Origin of the sequence: Blastomonas sp. CCH9-A1, assembly GCF_001557175.1 — a bacterium.
Classification (GTDB): Bacteria; Pseudomonadota; Alphaproteobacteria; order Sphingomonadales; family Sphingomonadaceae; genus Blastomonas; species Blastomonas delafieldii_A.
In genome coordinates this window covers 1-23,709 of the sequence record NZ_LSHM01000076.1, presented here as the reverse complement: position 1 = coordinate 23,709, position 23,709 = coordinate 1, and the positions used below count along the sequence as shown (strand labels likewise).

Annotated in this window: 19 protein-coding genes; 12 read left to right on the top strand and 7 right to left on the bottom strand. The window is 59.9% G+C overall.

Annotated features, from left to right (window positions below):
• Positions 1–44: 44 nt before the first annotated feature.
• The 11 genes from AX725_RS20025 to AX725_RS19975 all read left to right on the top strand — a co-directional run bounded on the left by AX725_RS20025 (position 45) and on the right by AX725_RS19975 (position 14,433).
• Positions 45–3,035: a BPTD_3080 family restriction endonuclease gene (locus AX725_RS20025; RefSeq protein WP_066114423.1), complete on the top strand. Its 2,991-nt coding sequence runs from the start codon at positions 45–47 to the stop codon at positions 3,033–3,035.
• Positions 3,032–4,054: a protein NO VEIN domain-containing protein gene (locus AX725_RS20020; RefSeq protein ID WP_066114425.1), complete on the top strand. Its 1,023-nt coding sequence runs from the start codon at positions 3,032–3,034 to the stop codon at positions 4,052–4,054. The genes AX725_RS20025 and AX725_RS20020 overlap by 4 nt, the downstream gene beginning before the upstream one ends.
• Positions 4,054–6,993 carry a site-specific DNA-methyltransferase gene (locus AX725_RS20015; protein ID WP_066114427.1) on the top strand — a complete coding sequence of 980 codons (2,940 nt, stop codon included), beginning with the start codon at positions 4,054–4,056 and terminating at the stop codon, positions 6,991–6,993. Before AX725_RS20020 ends, AX725_RS20015 begins: the two co-directional genes overlap by 1 nt.
• A 13-nt stretch (positions 6,994–7,006) precedes the next feature.
• Positions 7,007–8,383, top strand: a complete 1,377-nt coding sequence (locus AX725_RS20010) for an MBL fold metallo-hydrolase (RefSeq protein ID WP_066114429.1) — start codon at positions 7,007–7,009, stop codon at positions 8,381–8,383.
• The gene (locus tag AX725_RS20005) at positions 8,380–10,437 is read left to right on the top strand and encodes a UvrD-helicase domain-containing protein (RefSeq protein ID WP_066114487.1); all 2,058 of its coding nucleotides are present in this window, start codon (positions 8,380–8,382) and stop codon (positions 10,435–10,437) included. The genes AX725_RS20010 and AX725_RS20005 overlap by 4 nt, the downstream gene beginning before the upstream one ends.
• A gap of 222 nt (positions 10,438–10,659) precedes the next feature.
• Positions 10,660–11,082: an IS66-like element accessory protein TnpA gene (tnpA, locus tag AX725_RS20000; protein ID WP_196490426.1), complete on the top strand. Its 423-nt coding sequence runs from the start codon at positions 10,660–10,662 to the stop codon at positions 11,080–11,082.
• Positions 11,079–11,432, top strand: a complete 354-nt coding sequence (gene tnpB / locus AX725_RS19995) for an IS66 family insertion sequence element accessory protein TnpB (RefSeq protein ID WP_066114433.1) — start codon at positions 11,079–11,081, stop codon at positions 11,430–11,432. Before tnpA ends, tnpB begins: the two co-directional genes overlap by 4 nt.
• Before the next feature lie 67 nt (positions 11,433–11,499).
• A complete protein-coding gene (gene tnpC / locus AX725_RS19990; protein WP_066114436.1) occupies positions 11,500–13,071 on the top strand; it encodes an IS66 family transposase in 1,572 nt (523 codons plus the stop codon).
• A 384-nt stretch (positions 13,072–13,455) separates the two neighbouring features.
• Positions 13,456–13,644: a hypothetical protein gene (locus AX725_RS19985; protein WP_066114438.1), complete on the top strand. Its 189-nt coding sequence runs from the start codon at positions 13,456–13,458 to the stop codon at positions 13,642–13,644.
• The gene (locus AX725_RS19980) at positions 13,641–14,024 is read left to right on the top strand and encodes a DUF3768 domain-containing protein (RefSeq protein ID WP_066114441.1); all 384 of its coding nucleotides are present in this window, start codon (positions 13,641–13,643) and stop codon (positions 14,022–14,024) included. The genes AX725_RS19985 and AX725_RS19980 overlap by 4 nt, the downstream gene beginning before the upstream one ends.
• 1 nt (position 14,025) lies before the next feature.
• Entirely contained in the window at positions 14,026–14,433 is a 408-nt protein-coding gene (locus AX725_RS19975; RefSeq protein WP_066114443.1) for a hypothetical protein, read from the top strand.
• A 20-nt stretch (positions 14,434–14,453) separates the two neighbouring features.
• On the opposite strand, the gene AX725_RS19970 is transcribed toward AX725_RS19975, so the two are convergent.
• A complete protein-coding gene (locus tag AX725_RS19970; RefSeq protein ID WP_066114489.1) occupies positions 14,454–14,750 on the bottom strand; it encodes a type II toxin-antitoxin system TacA family antitoxin in 297 nt (98 codons plus the stop codon).
• Positions 14,751–15,029: 279 nt separating this feature from the next.
• On the opposite strand from AX725_RS19970, the gene AX725_RS19965 reads away from it, so the two are divergent.
• Positions 15,030–15,272: a hypothetical protein gene (locus tag AX725_RS19965; protein ID WP_066114445.1), complete on the top strand. Its 243-nt coding sequence runs from the start codon at positions 15,030–15,032 to the stop codon at positions 15,270–15,272.
• A 122-nt stretch (positions 15,273–15,394) separates the two neighbouring features.
• Here the strand turns inward: AX725_RS19965 and AX725_RS19960 are convergent, their stop codons facing one another.
• The 6 genes from AX725_RS19960 to AX725_RS19935 all read right to left on the bottom strand — a co-directional run bounded on the left by AX725_RS19960 (position 15,395) and on the right by AX725_RS19935 (position 23,384).
• Entirely contained in the window at positions 15,395–15,970 is a 576-nt protein-coding gene (locus AX725_RS19960; protein ID WP_066114447.1) for a type II toxin-antitoxin system VapC family toxin, read from the bottom strand.
• Position 15,971: 1 nt separating this feature from the next.
• Positions 15,972–16,340, bottom strand: coding sequence for a hypothetical protein (locus AX725_RS19955; protein WP_230962444.1), 369 nt, complete (start codon positions 16,338–16,340; stop codon positions 15,972–15,974).
• A gap of 300 nt (positions 16,341–16,640) precedes the next feature.
• Complete coding sequence (locus tag AX725_RS19950; RefSeq protein ID WP_230962445.1) at positions 16,641–18,308, bottom strand: ATP-binding protein; 1,668 nt, start codon at positions 18,306–18,308, stop codon at positions 16,641–16,643.
• 9 nt (positions 18,309–18,317) lie between these two features.
• Positions 18,318–19,685, bottom strand: coding sequence for a DUF4297 family anti-phage-associated protein (locus AX725_RS19945; RefSeq protein WP_196490558.1), 1,368 nt, complete (start codon positions 19,683–19,685; stop codon positions 18,318–18,320).
• Entirely contained in the window at positions 19,657–22,278 is a 2,622-nt protein-coding gene (locus tag AX725_RS19940) for an AAA family ATPase (protein WP_066114451.1), read from the bottom strand. The genes AX725_RS19945 and AX725_RS19940 overlap by 29 nt, the downstream gene beginning before the upstream one ends.
• Positions 22,275–23,384: a metallophosphoesterase family protein gene (locus AX725_RS19935; protein ID WP_066114452.1), complete on the bottom strand. Its 1,110-nt coding sequence runs from the start codon at positions 23,382–23,384 to the stop codon at positions 22,275–22,277. The genes AX725_RS19940 and AX725_RS19935 overlap by 4 nt, the downstream gene beginning before the upstream one ends.
• Between the last annotated feature and the right edge of the window lie 325 nt (positions 23,385–23,709).

The window sequence follows — 23,709 nt, the reverse complement described above, 5'->3', positions numbered from 1 at the left end:
TTAGTGGTCAGGAATCTTCGAGATTTTGGGGCAGGGAGTTTGGTGTGGCTGGTACGTTCTACGAACAACCAATCCTGAATTCTCCCTACAAAGAACCGAGTTTTCATCATCCACTCGATGATCATGGCCAGCCCCTTGATAGGCCGGCCGAGCCTGGGCGCAGGCCATCGCGCTTTATTGTACCAGTGCCGAAGTCACGCAAGGCACCTGCATCAGCACAAGCCTCCCTCGATCTGGAGACCTACACGCCGAACAGTCTCATCAATGAGATTCGGGGCTACGTCGATGCTTGGCGCAAGATCCCAAATCCAACCGACTGGGGCGTTACCGCTGCGACTGCACGCCTGTTGGATTACTGGCGGAACCATGATTTTTCGTCTGTGCGGCCATTCTTCTGTCAGGTCGAAGCGGTCGAAACGATCATCTGGCTGACCGAAGTTGCGCCGAAACGTGCGGTGACAAAAGGTCTGCTCGATCAGCTGAAGAAGGCAAACGAAGAGGCGAACCCTGAACTGTTTCGCCTGGCTATGAAGATGGCCACTGGAAGTGGGAAGACAACGGTAATGGCCATGCTCATCGCATGGCAAACCATCAATGCTGTCCGGAAGGATTCGAAACTCTTCAGTCGCGCCTTCCTGATCGTAGCGCCGGGCATTACCATCAAAGACCGGCTCAGGGTTCTGATGCCCAGCGCACCCGACAACTATTATGAGGAGCGCGAGCTCGTTCCACCCGAGATGCTCAATGAGGTGAAGCGGGCCGAGATCGTCATCACCAACTACCACGCGTTCCAGCATCGCGAGACCGGTCCGAGTGGCAAGGTCGCCAAGGGGCTATTGCAGGGCAATGATCCGGAACCGATACGGACAGTCGAGACGGATGCGGAGATGCTCCGCCGCGCCTGCGGTGACTTGCTCAATCACAAGAACGTCAATGTCATCAACGATGAGGCACATCATTGCTATCGTCAAAAGGCTGGCGGTGGTGAGGAAAAGTTCACCGGTGAGGACAAGAAGGAAGCTGAAGCCAACGAAGAGGCTGCCCGGCTCTGGATCAACGGCATCGAGGCGCTGAAGCGCAAGGTCGGTGTGCGTGCCGTGCTCGACCTTTCCGCTACACCATTTTTCCTGCGCGGTTCAGGCTATGCCGAAGGCACGCTGTTTCCTTGGGTTGTTTCCGATTTCAGCCTGATGGACGCCATCGAGTGCGGTATCGTCAAGCTGCCCCGCGTGCCGGTCGCTGACAATCTACCGCAGGTTGAATCACTGGTCTATCGCGACCTCTGGAAGCACGTTGGCAAGGAACTGCCCAAGAGCGCGTCCGCCGCAGGTAAGCTCGATCCTTCAAGCCTGCCCAACGAACTGAAAACTGCGCTTTACGCGCTGTATAGCCACTACAAAGAAACCTTCGACCTTTGGGACCGCGAAGGTATCGATGTTCCCCCGGTCTTCATCGTTGTCTGCCAGAACACGGCCATCTCGCGCCTCGTGTTCGAATGGATTGCGGGCTTCGAGCGCGACCTGGGCGAGGACGGCAGTGACCGAGCCGCTTTCGAGATCGGCAATTTGGAGCTGTTCAGCAATTACGATCCGACAGGTGGCCGCTTCCCGCGCCCGCGTACCCTGCTCATCGATTCCCGTCAGATCGAAGCTGGCGACACCATCGACAAGAGCTTCCGTGACATTGCCGCAACCGAAATCGATCAGTTCAAGCGGGAGATTGCGCGGCGGGATGGTGCCGGTTCGGGCGACAAGGTGACCGATGGCGAGCTGCTGCGCGAGGTGATGAACACCGTCGGACGCAAGGGCAAGCTTGGGGAGCAAATCCGTTGCGTGGTGTCGGTCTCGATGCTGACCGAAGGTTGGGACACCAATACCGTCACCCACATCCTGGGCGTTCGCGCGTTCGGCACGCAGCTTCTGTGCGAACAGGTTGTTGGGCGCGGTCTGCGCCGCCAATCCTACGATCTTGATCCGGAAACCGGACTGTTCCCGGTCGAATATGCCGACATCATGGGCATTCCATTCGATTTCACGGGAAAACCTCGGACCGCCAAGCCCATCAAGCCCCGCCCGGTCACCCGTGTCTATGCGATCCGTGAGCGGGCCGAGCAGGAAGTCGAATTCCCCCGTATCAGCGGCTACCGCAAAGACCTGCCCGAGGAACGGCTGACCGCCGAATTTGACGACGAGTCCAAGCTGATCATCACCACCGCCGACATTGGTCCGACCTCAGTGCTGATGGAGGGGATTGTCGGCCAGGGCGTCACGATCACCACCGAAGTGCTCGAGCACCTGCGACCGTCGGAGATCAGCTTCAATCTCGGCAAGTATCTGCTCAACCATCATTTCCGCGACGAGGACGGTCTGGCCAAGCGGCACCTTTTCCCGCAAATCCAGCGTATCGCGCGCCGCTGGCTCGATGGCGGCTATCTGGTTTGCGCTGGGGTGCCGGTCGGGGCGATCCTCTATGAAGATCAGCTCGCCCGCGCCGCCCAGAAGATCCACATCGCACTTTCTCGCGCCAGCGATAGCCCGGTCAAAGCCGTGCTCGATCCCTACAATCCCAAGGGTTCAACCCGCTTCGTCAATTTCATCACATCCAAGGCCTGCTGGACCACCGGTGCCCGCCCGCCCAAGTGCCAGATCAGCCATGTCGTGAAAGACAGTAGCTGGGAAGAACAGCTGGCAATGGTGCTTGAAGGCCATCCGCGTGTGATCGCCTATGCCAAAAACCAGGCCCTTGGCTTCGAAGTTCCCTATCTCGATGGCTCGGTGATGCGCCGGTACACGCCTGATTTCCTTGTCCGGCTCGATGATGGACGCGACGATCCTCTCAACCTCGTGCTGGAGGTCAAGGGCTATCGTGGCGAAGATGCAAAGCTCAAGGCGGCGACCATGCGCGACCTCTGGGTCCCCGGCGTCAACGCACTCGGCGGTTTTGGTCGCTGGCAATTCGCCGAGTTCTGCGATTGGGCGATGATGGAAGATGATTTTGCGGCGCTGGTCGCGCGTCTTCTGGAGGGTGCCCCATGAAAAAAATCCTCTGGGTCAAGTTCGGCTGGTCGAAGTATTACCGTGGCGATCCCGTCGATGGAAACTTCGGCTGGCTGATCGAAAACAAGGGCAGCCGCACAAAGAAACCCGGTCATGAGGCCTACAATTTCCTGCCCGCGTCAGACGGAAGCTATTACGTTTATGTGCCGCCGCAAAGCGGGACATCGGCCCCATCCAATCCAGACCCGCACGGTTGGACAGTTGTTTGCCTAGCCAAGAACCCGAAACACCCCGGCGTCCACATCGTTGGCTGGTTTGAAGATGCAACCCTCATTGGCGACTGGCTTACGCCTCCGGACGGCCGGGATGCCAATCCAACTGGTGATGTGCGCCCAGGATATGATTGGTCCTACTGCCTAAAAAGTGACACGGCCTTCTTTATTCCGCCCGAGCATCGGACCAGCCCTTTCTCCGACCCTTCGGTTCGCCAGGGCAAATATTCGTTTCTGGCTGGCCCCAATCTCATAGAGCGCAACGCTAAGGCAGAGGCCAACAAGGCTCGCGTCCTCGGGATCCTCGAAGCGAAGATGAAGGCCCTCGCTGCCGTTGCGGTCAGCAATCCCGATGCCAGCAATCCGCCAGACTTCGATCTGGACGAGACCAATCCCTTAGGCGGATTTGGTGGCACGCCAGAGCAGCGTAAAAAGATCGAAAAGGCTGCTGAACGCGCTGTCATCGCCCACTATAGGGCGCTCGGATACAAACCCACGGATATGACCAAGGTCGTCTGCGGCTATGATTTTTGTTTCAGCAAGGGCCGGCAAGAGCTTCATGTTGAAGTGAAGGGCACATCCGGCAGTGTCGAGCACTTCTATCTGACGCGGAACGAATTTAACAACGGATTGATGATCAACGAGAAATGGCGATTGGCCATGGTCACCAATGCGTTGACCGACAAACCTGCCGTCAAAATCTACACCCCGAAAGAACTGAAGCAGGCGTTCGACATCGAACCGCTCTGCTTCGAGGCCAATCTCATCCCCAGAGTGAAAAGCTGATGGCACGCGCCCCCAAACCACCCAAATCCATTGACGCGCTCAAGCATGATGCCGCGTCGCGCCGGAATATTCCGACCGCGGAGATGGAAAGCTTCTTCCTGCGCGAGGAGGATCGTGCGCCCCGGCCACCCAAGGCCTATGAGCGTCAGCGGCCATTGGGCCAGGGGGAAACCCGCGAGCGGGCGGAGGAGCTTGATCCGCAGCTGATCTGGAACGGCGCGAAAATCCGCATCACCAAGGCGCAGATGGAGCAGCTGGCCGAGACCGGTGAGCTGGAGCTGGGCGATGCGCAGCTGGTGTGGCGCGGTAAGGATACGCAAGACTGGTCAGACCTGATCGTCAACGTCCCGCCGCTCTACATTCAGGAGAAAATCCACCCCAAGGCGATTATCGACGATCTGAAACGGCAGGCGGCGAAGAAGCGCGAGGCGGAGAGCGATGCACCAGATCTGTTCGCCGATTTCAACGGCATTGAGCCGGATCAGCGCGCTGAGTTCTACCAGCACGACCAGCACTGGTCGAACCGCATGATCCTAGGCGACAGCCTTCAGGTCATGGCGAGCCTCGCCGAGCGGGAGAACCTGCGCGGCAAAGTGCAATGCATTTATTTTGACCCACCCTACGGGATCAAGTTCAACAGCAACTGGCAGGTTTCCACCCAGTCACGCGATGTGAAGGACGGCAAGCAGGCCGATATCAGCCGCGAGCCCGAGCAGGTGAAGGCCTTCCGAGATACGTGGAAGGACGGCATCCACTCCTACCTAGCTTACCTTCGTGATCGCCTTACAGTGATGCGAGATTTGCTCACCGACAGCGGTAGCATTTTCGTGCAGATTGGTGATGAGAATGTGCACCGAGTGCGTGCGGTGCTGGATGAAGTTTTCGGTGACGAAAATTTTGTCAGTCAGATCGCGTATCAGACGACGACAGGTAGAGCCAATTCAAATCTCGCCGCAGCATCAAATTACATTCTATGGTTCTGCAAATTTCAGTCACAACTCAAGTTCCGGGAGCCGCTCCAACCTAAATCTGCAGGTTCGTCCACCGATCAGGTATATCGTATGGCTATGAAGCCAGACGGAACCTTCCGACGATTGGGAGCTGGGGGTAAAAATAGTAACATTTTGGGACCTGATGAGCGCATTTTCAGGCCCGACAATATCACAAGCTCACGCTCGGCTGGTGACGGTGACGTTCGATCATTCGCTTTTCAAGGTCAGAACTTTCCTCCTGGGAAAGGGACATTTAAAACTGATGCGAAAGGTCTGACAACTCTTGGGCGAGCAGGCCGAATCTGGAAAACCGCGAAAAGCATTCAGTATGTCAGATTCCTGGATGATTTTGACGCAATACCAATCTCAAACGTCTGGTCGGACACACAGACAGGCAACTTCACCGAGGATAAAGTCTACGTCGTTCAAACAGCTCAGAAGGTGGTGCAACGCTGCATATTGATGGCGACCGATCCTGGTGATCTTGTGCTTGATCCGACTTGTGGCTCAGGCACTACCGCCTATGTCGCCGAGCAATGGGGGCGACGCTGGATCACAATGGACACAAGCCGGGTCGCCTTGGCGCTGGCCCGCACGCGGATAATGGCGGCTCGCTATCCGTGGTATCTGCTCGCCGACAGCAAGGAAGGCCGCGCAAAAGAAGGGGCGCTGACCCAGCGTCCACCGCTCGATACGCCGGTCCACCACGACATTCGGCAGGGCTTTGTCTATGAGCGCGTGCCGCATGTAATGCTCAGCTCGATCACCAACAATTCTCTGATCGACGACATTTGGGAGAAGTGGCAGAAGGTGTTGGAGCCTCGCCGCGCCGAACTCAATCAGCTTGCGGGCAAAAACTGGCAGGAATGGGAAATCCCGCGCGACGCCGAACCTACCTGGTCGAGCAACATGGTTGGCGTCCACGCATCTTGGTGGGAAGCCCGCATCGCCCGCCAAAAGGAAATCGACGCAAGCATAGCCGCGCGCGCTGATGTCGAGTATCTCTACGATAAGCCCTATCAGGACACCTCGCGCGTCCGCGTTGCAGGGCCCTTCACGGTCGAAAGCCTCTCTCCTCACCGCGTCCTCCCTGCCAGTGAGGAGGAGCTGATCGACGAGATCGATGCCGCCGAGGGCAGGCGCGTGAAGGACGACGAAGCGCTCGCCAGCAACGACTTTGCCGCCATCGTCATCGATTACCTCAAGGCCGAGGGCGTCAAGCAGCAGGACAAGGGTGACCGCATCACCTTCGAAAGCCTTTTGCCCTGGCCCGGCACGTGGATCGGCGCGCAAGGCACCTTCATGGAGGGGCCGGAAGGCAGCCAAGTGGAACGTCGCGCTGCGATCCTGATCGGCCCCGAGTTCGGCACCGTCGGCCGCGCCGACCTCGTCGCCGCCGCGCGCGAGGCTGCCGATGCCCGCTTCGACCTCGTCATCGCCTGCGCGTTCAACTTCGACGCGCATTCGTCCGAGCTGGGCAGCCTCGGGAGCTTGCGCATCTTGAAAGCGCGCATCAACCCCGACATGCATATGTCCGGCGAGCTAAAAAACACCGGGCGTGGCAACATGTTCATCGTCTTCGGCGAACCCGACGTCGATATCCTCGACGACGGCGGCGAGACGATCCGCGTGAAGGTCAACGGCGTGGACGTGTTCGACCCCAACACCGGCGACATCCGCAGCAACGATACCAAGGGCATCGCAGCCTGGTTCATCGACACCGACTACAACGAAGAAAGCTTCTTCGTCCGCCACGCCTATTTCCTCGGTGCGAACGATCCCTATAAGTCTCTGAAAACAGCATTGAAGGCTGAGATCGACGAAGATGCTTGGGCGACCTTGTATTCTGATACGTCACGCCCGTTCGAGCGGCCTGCGAACCGCAAGATCGCGGTGAAGGTGATCAACCACTTCGGCGACGAGGTCATGAAGGTGTTTGGGGTTTAGGGGGAGAACTGCCGTGGCATCGACGCTGATTGCGCTACCGTTGAGATCGGGGGAGGCGTTTCTCCTCCGTACCCCGGACGAGAATGGGCGCGAATGGGTCATCCTTGTCGACGGAGGCAAGGCCTACGGCAAAGACAGTCGGGAACTCGCGAATATCCTGGCGGATGTGAAACCCACGATTGATCGGATCGATGTTGTCATCTGCACCCATTCGGATGCAGACCACTCGCAGGGGCTTTGGTTTCTGGCGGACGATTGGTACGCGATGGGCCGCAAGATCGGGGAATTCTGGTTGCCGGGCCGCTGGGCGAACGCAGTTCCTTCGATCCTGACCGATCCATCCGGTTTTGTCGCGAAGTTGCATTCTGGGGCAATTCAAGCCGCTTCCCAAATTGTGCGGGATACTGCCGAAGGGTTCAGCCTTTCACGCGAAGATCGCTATTTCAAGGCGAGCGCTATGCTTGCTGAAGGTGAGGTCCAAGCGGCGGTTTCGCGGATCGACGATGTCGAGTATTTGCTCAAGGTCGAAGCAGAGTTTGGCGAGCAAAGTCTTGGACTTGGACTGACCGAAAGCGAAGCTGAGCAGCTGCGGGCGGACTTCGAAGAGACCGATACAGAGATCGACCTTCTCGAAACAGCCCTGAACGACAAATGGACATACCGTAGTTGGTTTGATGTTCCCGACGAGATATCGCTTCCCCATTTCCTGAAGATGGCTCCAGAAAGTCAGGTCGCGTTTGCAGAAGTCGCCGAGACTGCGAAGGCAATCCACAAGATTGCGACGTCTGCCCTGGTATATAAGATCCGTGTCCGCTGGTTTGATTTCGGCGAGTACAAAAAGGACGAGGTGCCCTTGGGTGGCTTGCCCGGGTTGCTTGAACCATGCTGCGCCGTTGAGGTGGTGCCATCGCGTGCAAAGGCGGCAAGTCTCACTAATCTGAAACTTTTCCATAGCCTACGCCTGACGCGTCAGAACGTTGAGTCGCTGGTTTTCTATCGCCCCGAAAGTGACCGGGAGCCCGCCGTTTTGTTCCTCGGTGACTCGCGATTGGCGCATGGTATCGAACGCCCTGAGAAGGATTTCCCGCGTCCGTTCGACAAGCCGGCCCGGAAGACGCTGATAACAGCTCCGCACCACGGATCGAGGAACAACGATCACGCCTTTTCTGTGCTCACCAACTGGCTCGGCAGCAGCGACCAGCTGTTTGTGCGTAATGGCGGGCAGACCGGCCAAACGCTTGATGAGTATCTTGCGCGGAAGAACCGCCGCTGCGCCCAGTGCGTTCAGTGCCACGGCAAGGAATGGAACCAGTGGGTTTCGGTTACCACCGATGGAAAAGACTGGAGGTGGCCGCCGAATGCCAATGAATGCGGCAAACCGAGGTCATGAACTTCCTGATCGCCGATACCTTTACTGCCGCTTTCAATCGCCTGTCCGGTCAAGACCAGAAGGCGGTCAAGGCGAGTGTGTTCGATCTGCAGATGGACCCGAGCGGCAATGGCCTGCAACTCCATCGCATCGACAAATCCAAGGACAGCAATTTCTGGTCGGCGCGGGTCAATCGCGACGTTCGGCTGATCGTCCACAAAACGACGGACTCGATGCTGGTCGCCTTCGTCGATCACCACGACAAGGCCTATGCTTGGGCCGAACGTCGGCGGATCGAAGCGCACCCCACGACTGGCGCGATCCAGATCGTCGAAGTGCGAGAACTGGTCGAGGACGTCGCCTTGCCTCCGACATTCGATTTTGTGTTTCCGGAACCTAAGGCGGACACCCACGACGAAGCTCCGAGACTGTTTACCTCGCTTAGCGATGAGGCGCTGCTGTCAATCGGCGTACCCACCGATTGGCTTTCCGACGTTCGCGCGGCCACCGAAGATGCGTTCTTTGTGCTAGCGGAGCACCTGCCCGCAGAGGCGAGCGAGGCGCTGCTTGAGTATGCAGCTAGCGGCAAACTGCCCGTTCCGGCGGCGACGGTCCCGGCCGATCCTTACGCCCACCCAGATGCACTCCGCCGTATCCGCCCGATTGCGGATCAGGATGAACTGGCGCAGGCGCTGGCCTATCCCTGGGAGAAGTGGGGAGTCTTCCTCCACCCTTCGCAGCGCGCCGTTGTCGAACGCAACTTTTCCGGTCCCGCACGTGTCGCAGGCTCAGCCGGCACGGGCAAAACCGTGGTGGCGCTGCACCGTGCCGTGCGGCTGGCACGCGAGACTCCGGCGGCCCGGGTGCTGCTGGCTACGTTCTCGCAGCCACTTGCCGATGCCCTGCGTTCCAAAGTCCTGGTGCTGGCACCGGACACCGGAACGGTTGTGCCGCGCATAACAACCGCGTCGTTTCAAGGCATTGCCGACGAACTTCACCAGCTGGAATATGGCGTCCGCCCCCGTATTGCCTCGGAAACTCTCTTGCGGGAACGGATCTTGGACGCTGCTGCCAAGGCGGAGCTCAAGGGTTTTTCTGATCGCTTCCTGCTTTCCGAATGGACCAATGTCGTTGATGCCTGGAGCATCAGCACGATGGACGAATACGTTACCGTCGAGAGGATGGGCCGCAAGAGCAGGCTTGGCCCCAAGCAACGCGAGCGTTTGTGGCCGGTTTTTCAGGCCGTCCGCAATGCGTTACAAGCAGAGCGATACACGACCTGGCCTGCGGTATTCACCGATCTCGCGTCCCGACTGAGCGCCAAGCCAAACAAGCCTTTTGATCACATCGTGATTGATGAAGCTCAGGACTTGGGGCCTTCGGAACTGCGTTTTTTTGCCGCGATCGCGCCAGATAATGCCAATGCCCTGTTTCTGGCTGGGGACCTTGGTCAGCGTATATTTCAGCACCCCTATTCCTGGAAAGGATTGGGCGTTGACGTGCGCGGGCGATCCTTCACTCTCAAGGTCTGTTACCGGACGTCACAGCAAATCAGGCGAGCGGCTGATCTTCTGTTGCCAACGGTATTGCGCGACGTGGACGGCAACGAAGACGAACGGCGCGGGACGATTTCGGTCTTCGACGGGCCAGACCCAATTGTCCGTCGTTTCGCGACAGCCGAAGACGAAGTCTCCGGTATTCGCGAATTTGTCGAAAGTGCGCTCGGCGATGGTATTGCCCCGTCCGAAGTTGGCCTATTCGTGCGCACATCCTCTCAGGTTGATCGCGCAAGACGCGGAATTGAGGGCGTTTCCGGTCAGGATGGAATTACGGTCAACGTCATGCATTTGGCCAAAGGCCTCGAATTCCGTGCCGTCGCTGTCATGGCCTGCGATGAAGGTATTCTTCCATTGGACGAGCGTGTGTCGGATGCCGCTGATGATGCCGAGTTGGACGACATCTATGAAACTGAGCGGCGGTTGCTTTATGTCGCCTGCACCCGAGCCCGAGATCGTTTGATGGTTTCAGGAGTTGAGCCAGCCTCTGAATATCTGGACGATTTGGAAGGGAAGTAAGGTGCTACCCTGCCGGGCAACCTGCTCTATCCGCTGGCGCAGACCGGGCCTGTAGTCCCGGCCCATCCGGGTGACGATCAGGAGCGGGTGCAAGCGGAGCGGGAGTTTCTGAAGGACGCGCTCTGTCCCGCATGGCCGGTGGCCAGTAAGCGCAAAAGCACCCCCACATTTTCACCAGCGATTAGGCGGCTATGAGTTGGTCCTCAAATGAGGGGTAACGTAATGGCGAGTGACGAAGGTCCATTCGAAACAAGTTTCGCAACTTCGGAGCATCAGCGACCATCAAGAATGGACGTCATTCCGGCGGGTCGTGTGCGGCGTAGATGGACCGACGAGGCGAAGGCGCGCATTATCGCCGCAAGTTTTGAGCCGGGTGCCAACATAGCGCAGATTGCCCGCACCCATGATCTCCTGCCCCAACAGCTATACGCTTGGCGGCACGATCACATTCGGGGCCGTAAGTTGGCGGGTGAGCGCTTGGGTTTTGCTGCGGTAATCGTGGATGAACCGGCATCGATGGTGTCAACGGCCGAGGGCGCGCATGAAATCGTGATCCGCACCGACGGTTTGGCAATTCATGTTCCGCCGCAGGCCAGCACTGAGCATGTCGCGCGCGTTCTTGCTGCAGTGAGGCAAGCGGGATGATCATTCCGCCCGGGCCACTCAAAGTGATGGTGGCGACAAAGCCCGTCGACTTCAGGAAGGGTGCAGTCAGTCTTGCCGCCTTGGTCGAGCATGAGCTAGGGCTCAAACCGTTCTCAGGTGTCGCGTTTATCTTCCGCTCCAGGCGCGCTAACAGGATCAAGCTTTTGGTGTGGGACGGCACCGGCCTGGTACTTGTGAGCAAGGCTCTCCAGGCCGGAGGTTTTCATTGGCCACGTCCCGGGGATGGCGTGATGCGGCTGTCGCCCAGTCAGGCATCTGCGCTGTTTGAGGGGCTGCAATGGTCAAAAATGCACACCACGCGCGTCACGCCACCGACCACTTCGCGATAGGTCGCACGCCTGATTCCCCTGGTCGAAATGCGATTGCAGGTGCTGCCAAATGTGCCAGAAACAGGGGATGGTAGCCACCGCAGCCGACCTCCCTGACGACATCGCGACGCTCAAGGCGATGGTCATTGCAGGCCTCGAACGTGAAGCGCGGATGCAGCATATTCTCGACCAGATCCGGCGCACGACATTTGGCAAGAAATCTGAAAAGCTGAGCGATGACCAGTTGTTGCTCGCTCTGGATGATATTGACGTCGCCCGTGCCGAGATGGAGGCGCTGGCCGATCAGTCGGCCGCGGCGGCAGGTGACAAGAAGCGGGAGCGCAAGCGCAAGGAGCCAGGGGCACCGCGAGCGTCTTTACCTGCAGACCTGCCGCGCATCGAAGAAGTGATACTGCCTGCGGAGACGGAATGTCCTTGCTGCGGTGGTGCGCTGCATTGCATCGACAGCGACGTATCAAGCCGGCTGGATATCATCCCGGTCCAGTATCGGGTTATCGAAACAGTACGTCCCAAGCTGGCCTGCCGTGTATGCAGCGACGGTGTATTCCAGGCTCCTGCGCCCAAGCATGTCGTGCCTGGCGGTCTACCCACCGAAGCGCTCATTGCCGATGTCGTTGTCAGGAAATATGCCGATCATACACCTTTCTATCGTCAAGCTCAGGGCTTGTTGCGCCAGGGTATCACGATCGACCGGGGAACGTTGTGCAACTGGGCAGGCAGCTCCGCGGCTTTGCTCAACCGTCTGACAAGCAGCATGAAGGCAGACTTCTTGTCGAGCGCCAGATTGTTTGTGGACGAGACCACCGCCAAGGTGCTGGCGCCAGGCACCGGGAAAACCAAGACGGGCTATCTGTGGGCCATGGCCCGCGATGACCGCGCCCATGGTGGCGGCGATCCACCCGGGGTCGTTTACAGCTACATGCCAGGGCGCGGTAAAGTCTGGGCAGAAAAGCTGCTCGGTGACTATACCGGCATCGTCCAATGCGATGGCTACGGCGCGTACAAGCATATCGAGGCTGCCGATCGAAAAGCTGGCGCTGGAACGCTCGCCTTTTGCTGGGCACACGTCAGGCGTGGCTTCTTCGATGAGGCCAAAAGCGGCAAGGCACCGGTCGCCGAGGAAATCCTGCGGCGGATCGCGAAGCTATACGAAATCGAGGCACGCATCCGTGAAACCAGCGCCGAGCACAGGCGTGCGGTGCGTCAGGCCGAATCCGCGATCGTTATCGCCGACATGCATCCGTGGCTCCAAAAAACGCTGCCCAAACTGCCGCGAGGTTCAAAGACTGCCGAGGCCATTGGCTATATACTCAACCACTGGAATGGCCTGATCAGGTTCCTTGATGATGGGCGGATCGAGCTCGACAACAACACCGTCGAACGATCAATCAGGCCGCTGACTCTCCAACGGAAAAATGCCCTGTTTGCAGGTCATGATCTGGGTGCAGAAAACTGGGCAACCTTCGCCACCCTGATCGAAACCTGCAAGCTGTGCAGCATCAACTCCCAAGCTTATCTCACCGACGTCCTACGCCAGATCATCCTTCGCGGCGATGCAGACCCCATCGACGACCTGCTACCATACAACTGGACCGACAGCCGCTCTCCACACAACGAAGCCATCAGCCAAGCCGCCTGAAAACCGCACGTGGGGGTGATTTTGCGCTTACGGTGGCCATGCTCCTGAGGGCGCGGCGTTCCTGAGCTGACCCGCAGGCGCTCTTGTCTCTCTCATTGCCGGACGCCCGCTGGCCCACTTGGCCCGCGCGCAGGGCGTCCGGCGGCTTCGCGCCGTGCAAGGGCGCCGCTCTTGTGCGGATCGCTGCGGCGATCCTTTGGGGGGAACGCCAAGGGCTTTGCCCTCTCGTTCCCAAACCCCAATCGTCACCCCCGTGTGGCGGGCTTCGCCCGCTGGCCCGCGCCAGGGCATCGATTGGGGTTTTCCCTCCCCCTCCCATCCTCGCCGGAAGGCAGAGCCGCATGCCGCGTGACGGATGCGGCTTTGCCGGATGGAGTTTGGACCATGGGTGACCTGATCTTGAATTATCGCGCATGCGGGGCCGAGTGCCGGGACGACTGGCTGCGCATACTGGCGCATGACAATGGCTTGCCGCTGCTGGCGGTGCAGGAGCTGGCCGACGAGCTGGGCGAGCGCGAGGATTTTGGCGAGCTGGTGCGCCGCTGCGAGTGCGGCGGGAGCATCGTTTCATGAGCGACGCGGTGCTGACGCGGGCCGAGCGGATTGCGCGGCTCAATGACTTGGCGCGCCGCGCTATGGGGATTGCCTGTATGGTTGTGGCGACCAAGGGCATTCGGGCGTTGCCCGAGGCGGACCAGTCGCGGCTGCGCGAGCTGATCGAGACCTTCGATGCCTTCACGCCCGACAATGATCCTTATGGCGAGCGAGACTTTGGCGCGATCTATCAGGGTTTGGACGGTGTCTGGTCGGTGTTTCGCCCCGTCGATGTTGCCGTGACCGTGTTCTGGAAGATTGATGCCTATGACCGCGCGTTGCAGTTCGGCAGCGAGGACAGTGCCGATCCTGTCGTAACCCGGCTGGTGCTGACCATCATGTTGGCGAGCGAGTATTGATATGGCTCGCCTGTCCCATACGGTGGAGCCATCGCGCCTTGCTCCCGGTGCGTGGTGCCACGCCAGCGAGAAGCAGATTGGCGAGGGCGACATTCGGTCCAGCTATAGCGGCGACCGGATCGGCATGGGGCAGCCCATCCGCAAGCCATTCCGATATGGCGGAGAGCTTTGGGTCTGTGTTGGCACAGGTCCTACCCGAGCCGAGGCCTACCGGCTTTTGCACCCTTCGCTCTATGGCGGCACGGCGCGCAGCTATCATGATCGGTGCCGGGATGGCGATCGCGCGCGCGGGGATCAGGCGGGCCTTTACGACGGTATCATTGTGCGTCACGCCGGACGGGAACTTGTGATGGCCGGGCCGCCCGCCAACTTCGTGGCGGGCGATGAGGCGCAGCTGTCCTTGTTCTGAATTCCCGAGATTTTGCGGGGCTATTCAGCCGCAGCCTTGGCTTCCCACGGCGCGAGCCGCTTCAGCAGCGCGACCATTTCGGGCACGGGCTTGGCCGGGCTGTCCAGCATGGTGGCGAAGGCCGCAAAGCCTTCGGGCGACATGCGAATGACTGTGTTCTCCATGATCACTTCTTCGGCTGCCCGCACCGCCGCATCGCGAATGAACTCCGCGCGCGAGTCCCCGCGCCGGCTCGCCGCCCGGTCGATGATCGCAATGTCGGCATCTGCAAGCCGCATCGAAACGCGGTGATCCTTGCGCTGGATGGGGCGAGCCATGGTCATTCTCCTTGGTGCACAGGTACCACAATGTATCGGATTTTGCATTGCGGGGCGATTCTGGCGGCAGGGCAGGGAGGTGGCGGTGATCGACGCTTCGGTCTGGCGGCTTCGTTTTGAGCACCCGCACTGGCCGCACGCGGGCGAGGGTCAATGTCCGGCCCGCGCCGGTTCCCCCGGCCTGCGCCGGGGTCACCCGTGTTGGACATGACCCCGCGCCCTTTGCCGCGCGGCCTTTCTGTTTGGTGCAACGAGCCACCAACACGAAAGGAACATCTCATGGCCCGCACGTCCCAAGCACCCGCACCCGCCACCGCGACCGAGCCAAAGGCTCCCGATTTCATCGTCTGGCACGTCAGCAATCGCGGCGACAAGGCCTTCTGGACCAAGGTCGGAGCCGCATGGTTCCACCGCGACCGCAAGGGCCTGTCGCTCCAGCTCGAGGTCGTGCCGATCAATGGCCGGATCGTGTTGCGCACGCCGCTCGACGACGAGGCGAAAGAGGTGCAGCCGGGCGCTTAGCGCCCGGCGATGCCGCGAAGCTGGACGGCGCGTCGGTGCCGAGGGAAGGCGGTGATTGTCTCAAACGGGCATGAGCTATTTCTCGTTGAAGCACGCCCGCGAAACGCAACATCCCTATCGTCTTACACCTTGTCCGCCGTGCGGTAGAAAAGTGCGCGCCCAGTCGGGATAAGCTGAAGCAGGAAATCGAACTCGACGATGTTGCGCGTCAGCACCGTGAATCCCAGCTTTTGGGCTTGCAGGAAGAGCGTGCAGTCTTGCAGAGCCTTGAATTTTGCGTCCTGAGCATAGCCCTGCAGCCGGCAGAGCATGCCAGCGAGCAGCGCGGCCCTTCCGAGTACGTCGGCATCGGGCGTAAACACGCGGTGATCGGGCTTCGCCGCAATCTGCGCCCGCACCGCTTCGACCACGCTGGCCGTTCTGCTGTCCTCTGGACGCAGCACACCGACCGTGTGCATCAGTTCCTGGATTGCGACAGTCGAGTGATTGACGTGCCGCGTATCGACGAGCTGCTCGACAAGATCGGGCGCACGGCCCTGCATTTGATCGATGTACACGCATGTATCGAGCAGGAGCGCTTGGCCTGCGACTTCTTCCGCGCTGGCGAACGGAAGCTCGGAATCATTGCGTCGCGCGAGTGTGTGACGCGGGTCGAAGCGCGCCCAACGGAGCGCGGCGTCGATATCGAACCCCGGCACGTCAGAAGCCGAGTTTCAGGTCCGGATCGACAGTGCCGCGTACGGCTTTAAAGCTCTCGGCGAACCTGTCCTCGAGCGCGACGCTGGCGAGCGCGAACTCGATGAGGTCGGTATCGGTCTTGATGCCGGTTTGGGCCTTCGCCTGAGCGACAAGGGCCGGACTGACGCGACCGCCGATCCGTCCTCCCTTCTCATGAAGGAGGCCGGAGCGCTCGGCCGCAGCCATAACCGCCTCTACCATCGTTCCTCGCGTGCCGAGAACCTGGCCAGTACCCGCATCGCGCAGGACCTGGCTCTTCCGGCCGCCGCCGATTGGTGCCTTGACGCGGCTCTTTGCCGCACCCTTTGCACTGCTGCCTTGTTTTGCCATTGCGCTTCGTCCAACAAAATTACATTTTGTCGAACGTATGCGCATTGACCCTTTTTCGCAAGGGGCCGGACGTAAACGCTGATCCAACGCGGCGCGTCAGATTTTGGGACAGGTCTGCCGTTCCGTTATGACTTGTCGAAAGTCAGTTATTGTCAGAAGCCGACGTACAGCGATCGCCCATCCGACATCGGGTCTGCCCAGACCGTTGCCAGGTACGTTTTGACACAACGGACCAATTTGCAGATTGATGCTCTTAACAGTCGACAATCATTCTTTCAGCTGCCGCTCCCTATCGCCTGACTAGCGGCGTAACCACTCGTCGCGGATCTTGTCGATCGCGAGATCCTTCCACTGCTGCTGCCAGAGGTCCCAGTAGGGAATGTCGGTCGATGCGGGAGCCGTGGTGCAGACCTCGATCTGGACAACGGACGGCAGAGCGATCGACTCTCCGACCAAGAGCGCCTCGCCCTGCTTGAACGCCGGCATCTTGTCGATGAGCGTGCCCAACGAATCCGGCAGTAGCTTGCGGACATAGCCTTGGTCGACCGGGTTGGTCAGGCGCATCGCGATGAAATTGTTGCATTGTGAGAAGATCGTCTCGGAGATCTCGGATGGCCGCTGACTCGCGAGGAGCAGGGTAACGCCATATTTGCGGCCCTCCTTGGCGATGCGCTCGATCGACATCTTCGACGCCCGAAACTTCGACAATTCGCTATTCGGCACATATTTGTGCGCCTCCTCGTAAACAAGAAGGATCGGCGCGTCGTTGTTGATCTTTTCCTGCGGATTGGCGGCGCAGCGCAAGCGCTTGTAGAAATAGCCATGTTCGAAAATCAGCCGCGAGATCAGCGAGACCGTGATACTCAGGACCTCGAACGGGACGCCGCTCAGATCGATGACCGTGACGTTATGCTGCTTGCCCGTGCTGTAGCCGAGAATGGATCGGAGCGTTTCCTCGAAAGAGATCGACTTGGATTTCTCGCCAAGGAAGAAGTCGAGGCGTCGGTCGTTGATCTTGCTCTCGAGACGGTTCACAAAGTTGGTCAGCCGTCCATAAAGACTGCCCTGCGTGAGCTTTGGCTGTCCCGCCTTCTCCTTGTTGCTCGCAGCATACACCTCGCCGCTGTCGACCATCTCCGTGTTGCGATAGTTGGCGTGGGCCAGTACATCGCAAATGTCGAATGGAAGCGGCGTGTCAAGATGAATCCTGCTTTTGTCGTCATCACCTCCCGCAAAATGCGCCTTACGGCTTTGGATCACGGCATCCTTGAACACGTTGCGCTGATTGTGATCGTTAGCCTCGGTGTCGAGGAAGAACTCCTCCAATTCCTCGCCGCTCAGCATCCAGTAGGGGAGAACCAGGCTGGCGCTGTCGATGAAATTCGCTTCCGGAAAGGCCGCACGATATTCCGAATGGATATCGAAAATGATCACGTGCGAGTTGTTCAGCGTATAGTCGCCCTTCGCCCCGACCGCCTTCTGAACGATCTTTGCGACGGTGTGGGACTTACCGGAGCCCGTGGAACCGACCACCGCAATATGCTTGTTGAAGAATTTGTTCCCGTCGACGGGAACCTCGACCTCCTTGTTCGTCGCAAGCCTCGAGAAGCAAAAGCGATCCTTCACGGGCAACGAGCTACCATAGATCAGGCGGATATCGTCGATCGTCGCCGGCTGGACCGTCTTCGGCGGGATCGCGAGTGCGTCTCCGCCTCGCTCAAACTTCTGATCGCGCAGAACGCCGAGCGGGAAAGCCTCGATCACATAGTCTTGGCTGCCGTCGTCGCGCGCCTGAATCTGGAAGTTCTCAATGATGGCGACCAGTACCGCATTTTCATTGTCGGCAACCTTCAAATAAGAGCCGACGCGGAGAGACTCCTCAGCAATCCTGAAATTCTCGAGGTCATCGACAACGATCTTGACCTTGTTAGGAAAGACCGCGACGACTTCCGCTTTTACATCACTCATACGCATCCCCTAAATGATCTTGTCGATATCTTCGTAGTTGGGAATCTGGAATCGGGTGTGGCTGATGGCACCATCACCAAAGTCTTGAACCGGCTCACTGCGGTAGAACTCGTAGATCTCGCGCGAGCGCTGGAACGACCGAAAAGTCTGCTGCGCCTCCGCCAGATCGCAGAATAGCCTCAGGGCCGGGCCGGCGTCGGCGGATGCCGGTCGGGAGATCGACCTGGCGTCGAACTGGGCACCCTTGAAATCGTAGCCGTCAACGAAGCGAAAGTCTTCATTGTGCAGCTCCTGCTTTAGGCCGGCAAGTTCGCTATCGTCGATGCCGACGAGCAGCACGTAGGGTGAGAAGGGCCTTGCATCTCGCTTGGAGAGCTTTGAGTATTTCCGGGAGATGGTCTTCAGAAGCGTTTTGACCGCGTTCCTGCTGTAGCTATCGCCAGCCGGATGGATGATGAAAAGCCGGTCGGCCGGAGAGACATTGAGGCCCGCTGCGAAAAACTTGTTGCGCAGCCCGCGATAATATTTGGCCGTACCGAGCTTGGCGATGAACCACTCATCAAAGAGATAGGAAGATGTATCTATTCTCTTTATGAAGGCTCTCCTCGTTGTGACGCGCAGAGCCTGGTCCGGTTCGATCGCCAGTTCCTTGATCACCCGCAGGGCGCTGTTATAATAGAAAAATTCGGCTGTGAACGGTGAGCAGCCGAACTGTTTGACAAGACTCTCGATGATCGCCTGAAACTGATCCTCGAATTTCGCTGCATTCACGTCGATCGACAGAAGTTTCAAGAAGCCCTCAAGCTCCGTGTCACTGACGCCAAGCTCTTCATGTTTTTTGACCGTCTTATTTTTTGATGCGGTTGTGAGAAAATTGGTCTTTAGGAAGCCGATATCGAACGGAAGAACCAACTTGTCCTGCCCGGACGCAAAATGGCCGCTGAGCTGGTACTTGATCGCTGGCCGACCGGCGGTGAGGCCCGCTTTGTAGTGCGCAAGCATGAACATGATAGCGGGCTTGATAACCGAATGATTATACTCCGATTTCTCATAATATTTGCACTGGACGGCAGTCGTTTCCGTAGCGGTGTGGACGTCGATATCCTCGATGCATTCGATCGCCACCGAATCATTCGCATCGGATAGCCCCAGGATGCTGAGGATCGAGCGATCGAATTGATAGAAATAGCCAGCAATTGTCGAAACTGCGCTCCGATCGGCCACCATTACCCCCTGCGGTGATCTGCCATGCGGACATCGCGTCCGCATTCGTTCGTCAACGGAATCCCCATTTTGCGGACTCTCCCGTTTGTCGATGATCGCATATCGGCGATTGATGACTTCATGGTCACAACGCGATCCGATTTCCAGCGACATGTCTGAAGGCGCGATCACGGCAGGTGAGAAGGACGACCTGCATGCGGGTTGCGGCCTCCGACAAAATCTCGATCATCGTGTCGAGACGGGCATCGTCGGAGTAGACCAGCGGATCGTCCAGTATCAGCGACACAGGCTTCCCCTGCTCCAACAGCATATCGGCGAATGCAATCCGCGTGAGCACGGCAAGCTGCTCCTGCGTGCCGCGCGACAGGCTCGCGCAGCTTTCGTCCATGCCTGCACGGATCACGCTTTCGAGACCAAGATCCTCCGAAAAGGTGAGCTCGCATCCAGGCAGGAGGCGCTCAATATAACGCTTCGCCCGCGCCGCCACCGGACCGACAAATTTGGCCGACGTCTCGTTACGGGCTGCGTCGAGGGTGCTTCGCAGCACCTTCAGCGTTTCCGCTTCATCGGTGATGCGCTGAAGAGCAAGACGAGCCGCCTCGACTTCCTCGGAGGCGGCAGCTGTCCGATCGGCGAGGCCGAGCCCGCCCTCGCTCTCGATCGTCCCTTCAAGGCGCGCGATATCGGTCTCCAGCCGCGTTCGGGTTTCCCCGGTCGTGCGCACCCGCGCATCGATCAATTCGATCTTGCGCGTGATCGCCGCGACGTCGTGCGCAGAGGCATCGCGGAGCGCGTTTTCAACCTTGACCGAAGCCTCGGCGGCTTGCTCGTGCGCCTTGGCCAGATCTTCGGTAAGCGTCGCCCATTCAGGTCGCCGCTCGATCGCCTCAAGCGTGCTGATGGCGTTGGCAACATCGCTCGTGGCCCTGGCTTCTGCCGTCGCAAGCGGCGCTTCCTCCTGCTCGGCGCGACGAAGGGCCTCGATGGCGCTGTCCTGGGCCCCTTCGGCACGGGCTGCGGCGCTATCGGCCGTCTCCATCGCCTTCGTGAGCGCCGCGATATCGGGAAGTTCTCCTTCCCCTGCGGCATCTTCCGTGCCGAGCTCGGCAACGAACAGCTTAAGCGCGGCGGATCCAGCCGCAAGCTGAAGAGCATCATCGGCGGGCGTGGCCGCTTCGATGCGCGCCTCCAGGGTTCGCAGATCCGCTGCGGCATCCCTGGCGATCTCGTTGCGGGCTCTTGCGGCAGCAAGATCGACGACACCGAGATCGTCGAGTGCCGTTTTCCGCTTACGAAGCGCAGACGCTAAGACCTCCGCGGCGCTGGCGGCAGACGCCGGCGGCGTGATCTGAAGCTCGGCGGCGCCGACGCGGATATGGACTTCGCGATCAACGGTGCGCGCGCCGAGTACCATTGGCTCGCCATCAATCGTGATTCCGTCCGCTGAGCCGGACAATGCAATCCGGGTCGCGCCGGCGTTCACCACCGCCTGCGCTTCCGCAACGGCGCGATCATGCGCTTCAAGCGACGTCAGCACGTTCGGGGCGATCGCCGTGTCGGAGAGCGCCTTCGCGGTGCTGTGTTGTTCCTCGAGCTTCAGGAGGTCGGCATGCCGCCGGCGCGCGGCTTGGATCGCTGCACCGCGACGGCTTTGTCGGATCCGCTCTTCGCCTTCAGCCAGAGCCGTTCGCGCGGCCTGGCGGTCCGTGCGCGCGGAATCGAGCGCGGTGCGCGCATCCACCACCTTCTGCTTCGCCGCTGACAATGTGTCGGCAACCCCGAGACGCCGTTCGCTTGCCTGGGTCAGCGCGGCGTCCGCATTCGTCCGGGCCTCCGTCGCGTCGTCGTGGCGCTGCCGAAGGTCCGCGAGCGCCTTCACCTTGCCGTTGACCGCTTCCTGCTCGGCACGACGGGTGTTGAGGATCTGGGCCGCCGCTCGTGCGATATCGAGCGAAGCAACCAGGCTGCTACGCGTCTGCGCGTCCGTGTTGTCCGCCATCTCGCGCTGGATGATCTTCAGGCGGGCGCGAGCCGCCTCGACATCTGAGAAGCTGCGCTCCAGCGTGGCCAACCGATCCGCGGCTTCGCCCGCCGTTGTCTCGGCGGCCTCAAGCCGCTCACGCGCGTCGGTTTGCCGGCCACGCTTCTGGCCGGTCGGTGTCCAGTAGAGCTCATATTGAGCTTCGACCCTATCCCTGACGCGGCGATAGGCCGCGCCGCCCATGATCGACCCGACTTCCGCCTCGAGCGTGGAGGTGACGCTGTCGCGCACGATCTGGCCGGGCGCTGTCACGGACAAGGCCTCGGTCTGGGCGACCCAAAGCAAACCGAGCGCGCCATAGGTCGCGACATCGCCGCCCCGGCTCGTGTCGCGGACCGAACCGAGCAGCGCATTCAAGCGCGCCTCGGCCTCCTCCCCTTGTGCACGGCCCTGAGGCCCCGAGACCTCGACCGATGCGCTGCGCAAGAAATGCTTGGTCACCGACCAAGGCGCGCCATCGACATCGAAAGCGACTTCGACCTCAGGACCGACTGAATCGCCAAGTGGGGCGAAGGATTGGGCCAGCTGATTGCGCGTGTTGAAGCGGACGAAGAAGGCCGCGCGCAAGGCCTCGAGAAGCGTCGACTTGCCCGTCTCATTCGGCTCGATGACGACGTTGAGGCCGTCGGTAAGGCCCTCGATCACGACGGGTGCGCGGAATTTCCGGAAATTCTTCACCGCGATGCGACGAATGACGAGGCTCATGCCGGCTCCCCCCGACTATATTCGACGAACAGGCGTTCGAGGGCCCGCTTCGCGACGGCCGCGTCCTCGCCTCCGCCTTCGATCCTAGTATTGAGCATCGCCGCCGCAGCCCCGAGCATGCCCTCGACGGCCAGATTCGCAAGGTCCGCCTCGCTTGGCCGACCTACCAGATCATCCGGGCGCACGTCGAGATAGCGCAGCTGATGGCCGATATCGTTTTCGAGGCGCCCCAGCATGCCAATTCGGTCGCCGAGACTGGTGATGCCAGCCAGCTTCAGGCGCAGGAGCGTGGTGGGCGCGTCGATCGCGCCTAAGAGCAATTCGCACTCGGCATCGAACGCCGCCTGGTCGCTGACCATCCAATCCCGCAAAAGCCACTGGAATCGACCCGTGCGGATCGGCGTGATGGACGGCTCGGCACCGGTCGACAGCTCGACGACGAGGGCCTGCCCGGGATCATCCCGCTGGAAGCGATCGACTTCGGGCGTGCCGGCATACCAGGTGCGACCATCGACGCGGAGGGCCCCGTGCCAGTCACCAAGCGCCAGATAGTCGAGGTTTGATCGGCGTGCGCGATCGGGCGCGATCTGATTCTTCGTTTCGCCTTGCGAACCAAAGTCGCGGATCGAACCGTGCGCGAGGCCGATGCGCAGCGTCGCGCCGGGCGTCTCCATGGCGTCGAAACGGGCGGTGGGATCTTCGAGATTGTGGCGATGCTCAAGCGGCGCGGGGAGCAGCCAGATGCCAGGGTTCATCTCGACCGGCTCGGGTGTCGACAAAATGACGATGTTCTCGCTCGCCCGTTGACGGACGCGATCCCATAGTCCGCCGTTGCGCGCGAAATCATGGTTGCCTGGAAGCAGCCACCAGCGACAGCTGTGACGGCTCATCCGGGATATAGCTTGTACGATCGTCCGGTCTTCTGGCCCTTCGGTATCGAAGATGTCGCCAGCTACGACGACGTGCTGTGCCCCATGCTTGACCGCCGTGTGCCCAAGTGTGTCGATTGCCTCGAACCGCGCCTCGCTAAGGGCGGCCCGGACTTCGGGCTCGAAGCGCCCATAAGGTTTGCCGAGTTGCCAGTCAGCAGAATGGATGAACTTCAAAATACGTCCCCCTAGTCACGCGCTCCCGATCCTCGCTAAGCGCGAGAAGTTCTCGGCCTCCGCCGGCTCGAACTTAACAGCCTGGACAATGCTCGGCACCCTCAAAAATCCGGCCACCTTTTGCTCGCTTCCAACCCCGCTCGCTAGGCCAAGTAACGCGTCAGGCGCTCGTGCAGCCTGGCCAAGCAAGGGCCGCCTGCAGCACAGCGTGGGCTTCCTTTATGAGCGTCACGTCGCGCTCCCACTGGCCATCCGGCCCACCGCGGAATTGTTAGCGTCCGCGCTCGTGGTGTAATTTTCGGTGGAGATTTAGGTGCTGCTGGTG

Bases quoted from the DNA above. Each gene is read 5' to 3' on its own strand.
- tnpB (WP_066114433.1), top strand. From the start codon at position 11,079: ATGATCATTCCGCCCGGGCCACTCAAAGTGATGGTGGCGACAAAGCCC.
- AX725_RS19965 (WP_066114445.1), top strand. From the start codon at position 15,030: ATGGCCCGCACGTCCCAAGCACCCGCACCCGCCACCGCGACCGAGCCA.
- AX725_RS19980 (WP_066114441.1), top strand. From the start codon at position 13,641: ATGAGCGACGCGGTGCTGACGCGGGCCGAGCGGATTGCGCGGCTCAAT.
- AX725_RS19970 (WP_066114489.1), bottom strand. From the start codon at position 14,750: ATGGCTCGCCCCATCCAGCGCAAGGATCACCGCGTTTCGATGCGGCTT.
- AX725_RS19955 (WP_230962444.1), bottom strand. From the start codon at position 16,340: ATGGCAAAACAAGGCAGCAGTGCAAAGGGTGCGGCAAAGAGCCGCGTC.
- AX725_RS20020 (WP_066114425.1), top strand. From the start codon at position 3,032: ATGAAAAAAATCCTCTGGGTCAAGTTCGGCTGGTCGAAGTATTACCGT.
- AX725_RS20015 (WP_066114427.1), top strand. From the start codon at position 4,054: ATGGCACGCGCCCCCAAACCACCCAAATCCATTGACGCGCTCAAGCAT.
- AX725_RS19945 (WP_196490558.1), bottom strand. From the start codon at position 19,685: ATGTCGCTGGAAATCGGATCGCGTTGTGACCATGAAGTCATCAATCGC.
- tnpC (WP_066114436.1), top strand. From the start codon at position 11,500: ATGGTAGCCACCGCAGCCGACCTCCCTGACGACATCGCGACGCTCAAG.
- AX725_RS19985 (WP_066114438.1), top strand. From the start codon at position 13,456: ATGGGTGACCTGATCTTGAATTATCGCGCATGCGGGGCCGAGTGCCGG.
- tnpA (WP_196490426.1), top strand. From the start codon at position 10,660: ATGGCGAGTGACGAAGGTCCATTCGAAACAAGTTTCGCAACTTCGGAG.
- AX725_RS19950 (WP_230962445.1), bottom strand. From the start codon at position 18,308: ATGAGTGATGTAAAAGCGGAAGTCGTCGCGGTCTTTCCTAACAAGGTC.
- AX725_RS19975 (WP_066114443.1), top strand. From the start codon at position 14,026: ATGGCTCGCCTGTCCCATACGGTGGAGCCATCGCGCCTTGCTCCCGGT.
- AX725_RS20005 (WP_066114487.1), top strand. From the start codon at position 8,380: ATGAACTTCCTGATCGCCGATACCTTTACTGCCGCTTTCAATCGCCTG.
- AX725_RS19940 (WP_066114451.1), bottom strand. From the start codon at position 22,278: ATGAGCCTCGTCATTCGTCGCATCGCGGTGAAGAATTTCCGGAAATTC.